Consider the following 11,229-nt stretch of genomic DNA (forward strand, 5'->3'; position numbering starts at 1 on the left):
ACTACACTGGTCGTCGTGCCAGGCAGGATTCCCGATCGCGACATCACGGCCATCCGTGAGCAGACCCGCATCGAGGACATCGTCGGCGATTACGTGGCGTTGCGCCGCGCCGGTGCGGACAGCATGAAGGGCCTGTGCCCGTTCCACGACGAGAAGACCCCGTCCTTCCATGTGCGGCCCAATCACGGACATTTCCACTGCTTCGGCTGTGGCGAGGGTGGCGACGTGTATTCGTTCCTGCAGAAGCAGGAGCACATCAGTTTCGTCGAGGCAGTCGAGCAACTCGCCGACCGCCTGGGCTATCAGATCCACTATGAGGGTGGCGGCACCGCGATCCAGCGGGATCGTGGCACCCGCGCCCGGCTCGTCGCGGCCAATGCGGCCGCGCAGAAGTTCTATGCCGAGCAGTTGCGGTCGCCGGAGGCGCAGATCGCCCGCGATTACCTGACCGAGCGGGACTTCGACGCCGCGACCGCGACGCAGTTCGGCTGCGGCTACGCGCCGGCCGGCTGGGACGTGTTGACGAAATACCTTCTGTCCCAGGGCTTCGAGTTCAGTGAACTGGAGGCCGCGGGCCTGTCGAAGCAGGGACGCAAGGGCCCGATCGACCGCTTCCACCGGCGGCTGCTGTGGCCCATCCGCAATCTGGGTGGCGACGTCATCGGCTTCGGCGCCCGCAAACTGTTCGACGACGACAACCTCGGCAAGTACATGAACACGCCGGAGACCATGCTGTACAAGAAGTCTCAGGTGCTGTTCGGGCTCGATCACGCCAAGAAGAACATCGCCAAAGGACATCAGGTGGTGGTCGTGGAGGGCTACACCGACGTGATGGCGATGCACCTGGCCGGCGTCACGACCGCGGTCGCCTCGTGTGGCACCGCCTTCGGTGAGGATCACCTGGCGCTCATCCGTCGCCTGATGATGGACGACTCGTATTTCCGTGGCGAGGTCATCTACACCTTCGACGGCGACGAGGCGGGAAAAGCGGCGGCGCTCAAGGCTTTCGAGGGCGAGCAGAGCGTGGCCGGGCAGACCTTCGTGGCCATCGCGCCGGACGGCATGGACCCGTGCGAGTTGCGCCAGGAGAAGGGCGACGCGGCGGTTCGTGATCTCATCGCGCGCCGCGTCCCGATGTTCGAGTTCGCCATCAAGACATTGCTGGCCGCTCACGATCTCGACACCGCCGAGGGTCGCGTGCACGCCCTGCGGGACACCGTGCCGGTCGTCGGCCGGATCAAGGACATCGCATTACGCGACGAGTACGCCCGGCAACTGGCCGGCTGGGTGGGCTGGGAAGAAGTGGGACAGGTGCTGTCGCGGGTGCGCGAGGAGGGCGCCCGCCATGCGCGCACCAACGGATCGGCGAGACAACGGGGGAGTGCGGCGTCTGCGCGGCGCCAGCGTCCCGAGGCCGCGTCGGCTCCGACTGCCCGCCCACTGACCGCCGACCCGCGACTCTGGCCGCAGCGCGAGGCGCTGAAGGCCGCGCTCCAGTATCCCGGCATCGCCGGCACCGTCTTCGATTCGCTTCCGCTGCAGTGCTTCACCGAACCCGCCTACGCGAAGATCCGCGCGGCGATGTCGGAGATCGGCGGCACCACGAGCGGTATGGGCGGTGCGCAGTGGGTCGACGCGGTGCACAACGCCGTCGACGATCCGGTTCTCGGACAGTTGGTCACCGAACTCGCTGTCGAGTCGATGCCGGTGTCGGAGGCCAACACCCCGCGGTACATCTCCAGCGTCCTCGCTCGCCTGCAGGAGGTGTGGGTGGGCGCCCAGATCGCCGACATCAAGTCGAAACTGCGTCGCATGGCGCCGGGGGAGGACCCCGACGGCTACAACGCGGTGTTCGGCGACCTGGTGGCGTTGGAGTCCTACCGCCGCAGCCTTCTCGAGCAGGCGGTAGACCCCGCGTCGTAGTGGATCAGACGCTGCCGAGGTCCGCGGACACCCACTGCTCCGGATCGAGTGTCACCTTGGTCTGGGCGCCGTGGTCGGCGGTGGCGAACTCGACGTAGCCCGCGACCTTGTCCGCGGGCAGATAGCGCGACGCCATCTCGGTGAGGTCGTCACGCGTGCCGTCGGCGTAGCCGTCCACTGGTCCGGACACCGCGACGTAGCGGATCGACGGGTCCACGGTCTCCACCATCAGGGAGAACCGCCCGGCCTCGCGGATGAGTTTCAGTTTGCGGGAGTCGGTCCCGGTGAGAATCCATGGCTTGCCGCCCGGCTCGTACTGGTACCAGATGGGCACCACGAGAGGTGCCCGGTCGGGGCCGGCCTCCACTGCCAGTGCGGCGATGTGCGGACCGGAGAGGAATCGCTGCCGTTCGTCGTTGTTGAGTGCCATGCCTTCGACGGTAGGCCGGGGGTGTGACATCTGCAGGAACCGAACATGGCGTCATGGGACACCGAGGCTCCGGGCCGATCGTCCCGGAAACAGGAAAGGCGCCCCGAAGGGCGCCTCACCTGGATCTCTTGCTCCCCCAACTGGACTCGAACCAGTCGGTGCTACCCTGGTCAGAGTCATTTATCGCAGGTCAGCGCGGTATGGTGTGCCAGGATATAGCTGAAATATGCCAACTTCCCGCATCCAATGGCCCACGCGGGGCCCACGGGGCCCACGACGACAAGGAGCAGCCCATGGCCAAGCGACGCGAGTTCGGACGGATCGACCCACTGCCCAGCAAGCGCTTCCGCGCCCGGTACCCCGACCCGACCCCGGGCAGCACCGATCGCATCCCGGCGCCGAAGACGTTCACCACCAAGACCGCGGCGCAGGACTGGCTCAACGCCCGGCGCGCAGAGATCCAGAACGGCACCTGGGTCCACCCCGACGAGGCGAAGAAGCGGGCCAAGGCCGAGGCCGAAGCCGAGGCCGCCAAAGCCGCCGAAGCCGCCCGACGGCAGATCACCGTCGGCGAGTACGCCGAGCAGTACGTCCAGCGGCGCGTCAGCGCCGGCAAGCTCGGCGGCAAGACCGCTTACGACTACCGGCTGTACTGGCACGGACCGAGGCCGAAGGCCCCCGGCCAGCGCGCGACCGCTGGCGGCCGGCTGCACCACTTCGCCGACTGGCCCATCGGCGAGGTCACCTACGACGACGTGTGCTCGTGGCACGACGAGCAATTGGAGAGCGGCAAGCTGACCCAGGTGACCCGGTGCTACGAGCACCTCAAGACCATCATGCTCGACGCCGAGGACCGGGGCGTGATCGCGCGCAACCCCTGTCGGATCAAGGACGCCAAGGCGAGCACCGGCGTCAAGCGCGATCCGCCCACCGACGCCGAGCTGCCCGTCGTCATCTCGGCGATGCCGTTGCAGCTCCAGCCGCTGGTGATCCTCGCGGCCGCCGTCGGCGGCCGCTTCGGCGAGCTGACCGCGTTCCGCAAGCGCGACTTCGTGATCGAGCACGACGACCACGGCGCGGTCGAGTGCGTACGGGTCACCGTGGACAAGGCGATCACCTACGTGCCCGGCGAGGGCCGCAGCGAGAAGGGCCCCAAGACCGAGGCCGGTCGCCGGACCGTGCCGTTCTACGGCGACGACGCCCTGATCTTCGCCTCGCACCTGACCACCGTCACCGCGCCCGACCAACTGCTGTTCACCGACGCCACCGGCGACCACCCGCTCCCGCACGGCTCGTGGACCCACCACTGGATCAAGGCGCGCAACGATGCCGGGCGTCCGGACCTCCAGCTGCACTCGCTGCGGCACTACCACGGCACCCGCTACGCGCAGCTGTCCGACGCGTCATTGGCCGAGGTGATGGCTCGGCTCGGACACACGAGCGTCGCCGCAGCCATGCGCTATCAGCACGCCGGCTCGCGGGCCGACAAGTTGGCTCGCCAAGCAGCTGGCCAAGCCTGAGCACCACAACAACCGTGCTGGGCAGTGCATCCGGACGCCCGATGGCCGTACCCGCGTGCGATCACTTCACCCTGTCCCTCGCAGCCGACGGGAGCACCCGATGACCACGCCGCCGCCCAAGTTCCGTCGCCGGTTCCGCTGCGCGACGGCGCACTTCCACGATCTACTGGGGGGTGGACGAAGACGAGACGATGACCGAGGCCGAGATCGACGCGGAGTTCGAGCGCACTTAGCCCTAGGCAACGCGATCAACGCGCTGGCCCAGGCCGAGCTGGCGGTGGCGGCTGCCGACGGGCTGCGGCCGGACTATCAGGCCGTCTGGATCAGACTGTCGCGAATGTGTTTGACTGGAACTGAACTGCGGCAGCTGACCATGCTGCTATCTCACGTGGCACTCAGGTTTAACTGTCGCTGAGTATCTGCTGAATCCGGCTGCGACTCACTCCGAAGGCCTCCTGAAGCTCCTTGATGGCCACTCCGGCGGCTCTCAGCTCCCGGCACTGGTCATCCCGCTGCTTGATCAACGAGGCGTGTTCGGCCTCAACGATACGAAGACGTTCGACGAGTCCCACAGTCTGCCTCAGGAGCGCGGTTTTCCTCTCGGCTCGTTCGACCACAGTCATGCCAGTCATGGTATAGGCTGCTAGCTCTGAATGTGTAGCCAACTACACACTTACGTTCACTTGCATATACAATGAGACTATTCATCCAACCGCCAGGAGCATGCATTGACAGTTTTCGATACGAAGGCCGTCCCGACGGACGACAAGCTTCGCGGCGGTTACTACACACCGTCGCCGATAGCAGAGTTCGTTGCCGGCTGGGTCGCCCAGGCCGGCTGCCGACTGCTCGAACCCTCATGCGGCGACGGGAACATACTCGAGCCGCTCTCGCGGCTGTCGAAGAAGGTCCAAGGTGTGGAACTGTTCCCCGATGAGGCTGCGGCCGCCGTCGCCAGGACCGGGGTCAAGGTCGAGGTCGATGACTTCTTCAGCTGGTTTGATCAGGACAAACGCGAGAGTTTCGACGGCGTCGCAGGGAATCCGCCGTATATCCGTTTCGGCAACTGGACCGAACCCACTCGCACCAACGCCCTCGATCTCATGCGCTCGGTCGACATGCGGCCCAACAAGCTGACCAATGCCTGGGTGCCCTTCGTCGTCGGCTCAGTTCTCGCCACCCGTAAGAGCGGTCGCATCGGTCTGGTGATCCCCGCCGAGCTGATGCAGGTCGGTTACGCCGCTGGCCTGCGTGAGTTCCTAGTTGACAACTGCGCCGAGGTAAACGTCGTCACCTTCAAGCGACTGGTCTTCCCTGGAATCCTCCAAGAAGTTGTACTTCTATTAGCGGTGAGGGGAGAGGGTCCAGCGCGGATTCAGGTCATCGAAGTCGACGACGCCGCATCTCTCGCCACGCTTGACATAGGTGCAGCGCATGTCCGGGCACCCTTGCACGAGCGGGAGAAGTGGACGAAGTACCATCTCGATCCCACTCAGGTCGAAGCTGTCCGGTCGTTGCGGTCCGACGACCGGCTGCACGCGATGGACAACTTCGCGTCCGTCGACGTCGGCGTGGTGACCGGGCGAAACTCTTTCTTCGTCATGTCTCCGGACGATGCGAAGGCGCACCGTGTGAGCAATCTGACGATCCCTCTCGTGGCGCGTTCGGCCCAACTGAGTGGAATCGTCTACACCGATGACGACCATCAGCAGGCAACCGGACGCAAATCGCTCCTTGATGCGCGTGGAGTCACGCTGTCACGGCACCGCGGTCTGCGCGAGTACGTTGCGCTCGGCGAGGAGCAGGATGTCCATACCGGCTACAAATGTCGCATCCGCAAGCAGTGGTGGGTAGTGCCCTCGATCTGGGAAGCCGACGCTTTCATGTTCCGCCAGATTCACACCCATCCGCGGGTCATAGCCAACAAGACGTCAGCTACCTGTACCGATACCGTGCACCGGATGCGGCTCGCCGACGGGGTCAGCGGACCTCACCTGGCCACGGCATCGTTCAACTCGATCACCTTCGCCATGAGTGAGATCATCGGCCGCAGCTACGGCGGCGGGATCTTGGAGCTTGAACCGAGCGAGGCCGAGGAACTCCGCGTCCCAGACCCCGGGCTGGTACCGGGTGACTTGATCGACAAGGTCGACGAGCTCGTTCGTGCCAAGCGCATCGACGACGCTCTCGACGCCGTGGATCAGGTTGTCCTCGTCGACGGGCTTGGTTTTACCTCGGAGGAGGTGGCGTCGGCACGCTCTGCCTGGGTCACTCTCCGTGACAGGCGCAACGGGCGGGCCAAGGGCAAGACTGCTTGACCTCACGCGATAGTGAGCCAGTAATCATCATTGACGTCGAGCGCGATCTCCAGATGCATACCGGTCACGTCAACGCTCTTTAAGATGTCCGCGATCGGCTCAGTGTGAAGCTGACTGATAGGTACAGCTCGTGTCCCCTGCATTCTGTCTGGGTCAGTGCTGACCTTCAGAGTGATCAGCCCGTAGTACTTCCCACCGATCGTGGTGTGCATCGGCACCTGCGTCGTGTCGATGGGGTTGCCCTTGCTGTTGTTGCCGCTATGGGTCCAAACAAGCGGGCTGAACAACTGGTTCCTAAGGAAAGACACGAAGAAGTCCACCTGGTTCATACCTTTACTCTGATTAACCAGGCTACCCTTCCCTAGAGGGATGCTTCCGCGTGAGTTGGCCCCGGCTCCTGGCTTACGGCCAGCGTCCGATCTGGACAGCTTCTTGCTCCACTGACGAACGATGACGGCCGGGGCCGGCGCAGTCGAGGGAGGAGTCGGAGTGACGGGCCCGGGATGACCACCTGAGGTCGATCCGGCGGCACCGCCAGACTTTCGGGACGGTAGCGGTGCGTGCACTAGTGGAACCGAGACTAACGTGGACAGGGTATGCCCCGTTGGCTTCGGGCTGGCTTTGCTCCCCCCCGGGGAGGTGATCGTCCGTCTCGTTCGAGCTGGCTTGACGTCGAGGACACCAGCCTGCACCAGCGCCGTCAAATCCGCAGGGTTGGATATTACGTACAACCCTGACCTGGGGCTGACGAACCAGTCGTCGATGGCGTCGGCGATCGAGTCCAGCACCGCGGATGGGTCTGATTTGCTGTCGATGATCAACCCGGCCTCGACGTGCAGAGACGTGACGCCGTACCCGGTGAGGTTCGCCGATCCGACGTAAGCCGTGGAAGATCCGTCCGCGCGCGTGATGTGGATGACCTTGGGATGGAAGTAGCCCGTCTGATAACTGACTATCCCGAGCTCCATGCCAGTGCGTGGCGCACCGGTCACTACGAGAAGGTCCGCCATAGCGTCGTATGAGGTCTGCCCGTCATTCGAGCCGATCAGAAACCTGGTGTGCCCGTCACTCTGCGCAAGCGACCGCAGCGCATCTTCAAAGTAGCCGAGAACACCTGATCCGAAGAAGCCCGTCTGCACACGGAGCGCAGTCGGCCCCGAACCCCCGATCAACTCGCTGTCCAACCATGTGCCCAGCGCATGCCTCGGATCACGGGACCCAGAATCGATATAACGCATGCCGCTAACTATATCCAGCCCCCGCGCACCGGTGCGGCACGTAATCCTGGTCCCCGATAGCTGAGACACTGGACGCGCAGCTTCAGGCAGCGGCTTTCCGCGCAAGCCTGGCGCGTGTGTCTCGGCTAGTCCGCTACTGGGCCGACGACCGCTTCAGCGATCTGGTCAGCGATCTCGGCGATCTTGAACTCGCCGGTACTCAGCGCCCGCTTGTCGGCGAGCGACGGACTGTAGCCTCTGACTTGTTCGGCGGTCACGTCGTGCCAGATCGGTAGCATCGTCTGCTCGCCTGCCACGGTGCGCGTAACGAGGCCGTCCAGTTCGTGGTTCGTCCACCCTTTGGCGAAGAACGCCGGCGACAGCACAACGACGCCGAACCGGCTGGACCGGATACCCTCATCGATCTTGCGGCGCAGGCTGTCTCCGATCTTGATTTCGGTCTTGTCCAGCCACACCCGGACGCCGCGCTCAGCGAGCTCGTCGCGCAGCGGCACGGCTATCGAGTCCTTGTCCTCGGTGGCATGCGAGAGGAATACGTCCCAGGTCTGGCCGCCAAGGGCGTCGCCCACCGGCTCGACGGGCTCGCGGACCTGGATGTCGCGGACCACGCTCGACGACTGCCGGAACGTCGGAAGGTTGCCGCGTGGCGGGGGCTCCACATTGATCCCGGACCGAATCTTGCCGCTTCCGCCGCCGAGATCGATGGCGACGACCCACCGCCCGTTGCTCGGAATCTGTATGCGCGCAGGAGACCGCTTGACCAGGCCGCCGTAGTAGCGGTGCCTGCGGCCCGCTTTGTATGAGCGGTAGTCCGAGGAGGTCATGAGCAGGACGTTCGCCTGCTTGTCCAGGGAGACCACGACCGTGGCCCCTTTGCTCTGCTGGCCCAGGTCGTAGTGAATGTGCTGCACCCTCGGTCCCTACCGCTTGTCCCGCGGCGGGAATGGGTCACTGCCCGGCGCCACGGTGTCGGAGTCCCGGATCTTCCCGTCCTGGCCGTGGATGCGAACCTCGCCGCCGCCGGCATTGCCGACGATCTCCCTGGCTCGGGCGATCGCTTCGGCCTGAGTGTCGGTGTGCGCGCTTGCCCGGCTCCCGCCGGGCTTCTGCACGTTCCAACCGCCGTTGGTGTCCGGAACGACGTGCCGCCTGTTGTCGTTGCTCATGGCAGGGCCTCCTTGTGGGCATATCGATTTTGGGAGCAAGCCTATTCCGCAGGTACGACAGAGTCTGCGAACACGATAGCGTGCGTCGCACACCTGTTCGACTTGTTAGCCCTCGGGGCCTTTTCGCAAGCCGGTCGGTGAACGGACACTTCGCGGCCGGGACCTCCAACAGGGGCGAAAAGCGTCCGTAAGACCTGTACGCAGAGAGTCGCATTGAAGGTACCCTTAACGTACATTTGAGGCATGAAGATCGGTTACGCCCGCGTCAGCACCGGAGGTCAGGACCTCACCGCGCAGCTCGACGCCCTTACAGCGCTCGGCGTCGACGAGAAGAACATCCATGTCGACCCAGGCCTCACCGGCACCAACCGCGACCGGCCGGGGTTGCGCACCGCTCTGGCCGCGGTCCGCGCAGGCGACGAGTTGATCGTCACCAAGCTCGACCGGTTGGCGCGCTCGATCCGCGACGCCAAAGACATCGCCGACGAGCTGGCCGAGCGCGGCGTCACGCTGCGGCTCGGAAACTCCGCCTACGATCCGACAGACCCCATGGGCAAGATGATGTTCGACATCTTGGCCGTGTTCGCCGAGTTTGAAGCGAACCTCATCCGCCAGCGCACCAAGGAGGGCATGGCCGTGGCCAAAGCCCGAGGTCGGCTCAAGGGTAAACGGCCGAAACTTCCGCCCAACCAGGAGAAGCGTCTGGTCGAGCTGCACGCCACGGGTGATTATTCGATCACCGAGCTGGCGGCGGACTTCGGCGTCTCCCGCGCCACCGTGCACCGGGCCGTGGCACGGGCGGGCTAGATGTCAGACCCCGCCGATACCGTCGCCGCATGTCCTACGACGACCCGTTCGGCGAGCCGCCGCCGCTGCCACCTGGTGCATCGGGCCCGACCTACAGCGTGCCCAGCAGGGCCGGGGTCCCCGGCCCTGGGTGGGGGTTGGGAGGGGGTGATGATCGAATGACGATGGCCCTCACTGTCGCACCCCGGGTTTACCATGCGACTATGACCCGCGATCAGCTCATCTCCACGCTGTGGCGCCTCGTCGAGGTCGTCGAGGCGACGGAGCAGCGTTGGGCAGCCCTGCGTGGCCTGACCGCCGGATCGCCCGCTCATCAGCGCGTTTCCGCTGAGCTGCGCCAGCTCAAGGCAGCGTTTGACGGCCTCGGCGGGCCGCAGCTTGTGCCCAGTGGGTATACCCGGTCGATGGTGCTCACCGCCATCGTCGTCGCCATCGAGGACGAGCGCGCGAGCACGGTCCGTGGTGCCATCCGGGTGCTCGAAGATGACGAGCGCGCCGCCCGCAACCAGGCGGCCGAGCGGTCACGGCAGCGCCGTGCCCGCCGTGCCGCCCACGAGGCGCAGATGGCCAGCGATCACGCGGCGTGGGTCAACTCGCAGCGGACCCGCTGGGCGATCACGGACGCGGTCAGTGACCTGGGTCGCAGACTCCGACCCTGAGATCCTCGCGTAGACAACTAGATCCCGCCACCTTAGCCAGGTGGCGGGATCTTGTTTTATAGCGGTGTCAGCCGTAGGACGGACCACCGGGTCGAGGCCTAGTATCTGGCGACTCCTGCTGCGGCGCAGCATCATCAGCCCCGGCGACCTTGAGATGCGACGGCAATGTGGGTCGGGTAGCCGACACGTCTCCTAGCATCGACGCGAGAGAGTCATGCGACGCCTGCGTCGCCTCCGGCGACTGCTCCCAGGCCACCATGGCGTTCTGGCCCTGGGCAGTGGTGGTCGTATGCAAGAAGTGGTCCATCTCCTCACCGTCGCTTGCACTCAGCGTGTCATCGGGTCCGCCGACTGCGGCCAGCCCACCCCGACGGCCCATCCGCTGCAGCCGAGCCTCGTAAGCGTCGGCCAACGACTCACCAGCCGAGGTCTTCTCACGCATCAGGAAAGCCACGACCAACGCCGCCGGGATACCGATCATCGGCGACTCGCTGGTCAGGCTGCCAAGGCCTTGGGCTACCTGCGCCCGAGTGCGGTCGCGACGCTCGCGCTGCGCCGCCCGGCGCTCATCGGCATCGGCCAGATCCGCACGCCGGGCCTCCATGCCATCTTGTCGGCGCCGCAGTGCCTCACGACGGTCGTCACTGCTGTCGTCCATCGGTTCCTCCTATCTATCTAGTATCTGCACTCACCCTGCCGGGGGCGCCCACACCGGGGCACGCGCCCCGGTGTGGATCAGATGGTGGTGGTGCGGCTCAGCGCAGGTTGGCGGCGTTGGGAATGCCGTTGATGTCGACGTCGAGGACGGGGTCGCCGGGCTCCGGGCTCCACACGACGACGGGCACTCCGGCGATCACGGCCCGCTCGCCGTCGGCGTCCAGGCGACCGCCGTGGAAGGCGGTCAGGGTGCCCGACTGCCCGGCGATGGTCAGCGTGTCGCCGTGGATCGACGCCGGCAGTGCCCCCACGGGGATGCCGACCATGCCGAGCACTCCGGTGGACGCCGGCAGGTGGGCCTGGAGGATCAGCGTGTAGTTGCCCTGCTCGGGCACCGCGGCACTGGCCGCTCCGGTGCCCAGGACACCGCCGGTGATGGCCGCGGCGGCCCCGGTGGCCAGGACGGCGGCGGCGATACGGGTGCTGGTGTTGGTCTTCATGATTCGGTTCT

12 protein-coding genes are annotated in these 11,229 nt (G+C 65.6%); 5 read left to right on the forward strand and 7 right to left on the reverse strand.

The features are described 5' to 3' along the window. The first annotated feature begins 15 nt into the window (after positions 1–15). Positions 16–1,923, forward strand: a complete 1,908-nt coding sequence (dnaG, locus tag AC4JJG_RS06915) for a DNA primase (protein WP_495400189.1) — start codon at positions 16–18, stop codon at positions 1,921–1,923. A gap of 4 nt (positions 1,924–1,927) precedes the next feature. On the opposite strand, the gene AC4JJG_RS06920 is transcribed toward dnaG, so the two are convergent. Continuing rightward, positions 1,928–2,353, reverse strand: a complete 426-nt coding sequence (locus AC4JJG_RS06920; RefSeq protein ID WP_495400190.1) for a pyridoxamine 5'-phosphate oxidase family protein — start codon at positions 2,351–2,353, stop codon at positions 1,928–1,930. Between the two features lie 293 nt (positions 2,354–2,646). On the opposite strand from AC4JJG_RS06920, the gene AC4JJG_RS06925 reads away from it, so the two are divergent. Further along, complete coding sequence (locus tag AC4JJG_RS06925; protein WP_188584797.1) at positions 2,647–3,873, forward strand: tyrosine-type recombinase/integrase; 1,227 nt, start codon at positions 2,647–2,649, stop codon at positions 3,871–3,873. 401 nt (positions 3,874–4,274) lie between these two features. Here AC4JJG_RS06925 and AC4JJG_RS06930 read toward each other — a convergent pair whose 3' ends face one another. Next, complete coding sequence (locus AC4JJG_RS06930) at positions 4,275–4,496, reverse strand: hypothetical protein (protein WP_188584798.1); 222 nt, start codon at positions 4,494–4,496, stop codon at positions 4,275–4,277. A 105-nt stretch (positions 4,497–4,601) separates the two neighbouring features. Here AC4JJG_RS06930 and AC4JJG_RS06935 point away from each other — a divergent pair, with 105 nt between their 5' ends. After that, entirely contained in the window at positions 4,602–6,191 is a 1,590-nt protein-coding gene (locus tag AC4JJG_RS06935; RefSeq protein WP_188584799.1) for an Eco57I restriction-modification methylase domain-containing protein, read from the forward strand. A gap of 2 nt (positions 6,192–6,193) precedes the next feature. Here AC4JJG_RS06935 and AC4JJG_RS06940 read toward each other — a convergent pair whose 3' ends face one another. The 3 genes from AC4JJG_RS06940 to AC4JJG_RS06950 form a co-directional block, all read right to left on the reverse strand. Beyond that, positions 6,194–7,429, reverse strand: a complete 1,236-nt coding sequence (locus AC4JJG_RS06940) for a phospholipase D-like domain-containing protein (RefSeq protein WP_188584800.1) — start codon at positions 7,427–7,429, stop codon at positions 6,194–6,196. Positions 7,430–7,554: 125 nt separating this feature from the next. Continuing rightward, positions 7,555–8,340: a DUF1883 domain-containing protein gene (locus tag AC4JJG_RS06945; protein ID WP_188584801.1), complete on the reverse strand. Its 786-nt coding sequence runs from the start codon at positions 8,338–8,340 to the stop codon at positions 7,555–7,557. Between the two features lie 9 nt (positions 8,341–8,349). Next, positions 8,350–8,595, reverse strand: a complete 246-nt coding sequence (locus AC4JJG_RS06950) for a DUF2188 domain-containing protein (RefSeq protein ID WP_188584802.1) — start codon at positions 8,593–8,595, stop codon at positions 8,350–8,352. A gap of 243 nt (positions 8,596–8,838) precedes the next feature. Between AC4JJG_RS06950 and AC4JJG_RS06955 the strand changes: the two genes are divergently transcribed. Continuing rightward, a complete protein-coding gene (locus AC4JJG_RS06955) occupies positions 8,839–9,402 on the forward strand; it encodes a recombinase family protein (protein WP_495400191.1) in 564 nt (187 codons plus the stop codon). A gap of 203 nt (positions 9,403–9,605) precedes the next feature. After that, positions 9,606–10,061, forward strand: a complete 456-nt coding sequence (locus tag AC4JJG_RS06960; RefSeq protein ID WP_495400192.1) for a hypothetical protein — start codon at positions 9,606–9,608, stop codon at positions 10,059–10,061. Positions 10,062–10,128: 67 nt separating this feature from the next. On the opposite strand, the gene AC4JJG_RS06965 is transcribed toward AC4JJG_RS06960, so the two are convergent. Both AC4JJG_RS06965 and AC4JJG_RS06970 read right to left on the reverse strand, forming a co-directional pair. Beyond that, a complete protein-coding gene (locus AC4JJG_RS06965; protein WP_495400193.1) occupies positions 10,129–10,719 on the reverse strand; it encodes a hypothetical protein in 591 nt (196 codons plus the stop codon). Between the two features lie 97 nt (positions 10,720–10,816). Beyond that, positions 10,817–11,218 (reverse strand): hypothetical protein, encoded by a 402-nt coding sequence (locus AC4JJG_RS06970; RefSeq protein ID WP_495400194.1) that lies wholly within the window; start codon positions 11,216–11,218, stop codon positions 10,817–10,819. Positions 11,219–11,229 lie beyond the last annotated feature (11 nt).

It is taken from the genome of Gordonia sp. B8661-1, assembly GCF_059427765.1.

Bases quoted from the DNA above. Each gene is read 5' to 3' on its own strand.
- AC4JJG_RS06940 (WP_188584800.1), bottom strand. From the start codon at position 7,429: ATGCGTTATATCGATTCTGGGTCCCGTGATCCGAGGCATGCGCTGGGC.
- AC4JJG_RS06925 (WP_188584797.1), top strand. From the start codon at position 2,647: ATGGCCAAGCGACGCGAGTTCGGACGGATCGACCCACTGCCCAGCAAG.
- AC4JJG_RS06970 (WP_495400194.1), bottom strand. From the start codon at position 11,218: ATGAAGACCAACACCAGCACCCGTATCGCCGCCGCCGTCCTGGCCACC.
- AC4JJG_RS06965 (WP_495400193.1), bottom strand. From the start codon at position 10,719: ATGGACGACAGCAGTGACGACCGTCGTGAGGCACTGCGGCGCCGACAA.
- AC4JJG_RS06950 (WP_188584802.1), bottom strand. From the start codon at position 8,595: ATGAGCAACGACAACAGGCGGCACGTCGTTCCGGACACCAACGGCGGT.
- AC4JJG_RS06920 (WP_495400190.1), bottom strand. From the start codon at position 2,353: ATGGCACTCAACAACGACGAACGGCAGCGATTCCTCTCCGGTCCGCAC.
- AC4JJG_RS06960 (WP_495400192.1), top strand. From the start codon at position 9,606: ATGACCCGCGATCAGCTCATCTCCACGCTGTGGCGCCTCGTCGAGGTC.
- AC4JJG_RS06955 (WP_495400191.1), top strand. From the start codon at position 8,839: ATGAAGATCGGTTACGCCCGCGTCAGCACCGGAGGTCAGGACCTCACC.
- AC4JJG_RS06930 (WP_188584798.1), bottom strand. From the start codon at position 4,496: ATGACTGTGGTCGAACGAGCCGAGAGGAAAACCGCGCTCCTGAGGCAG.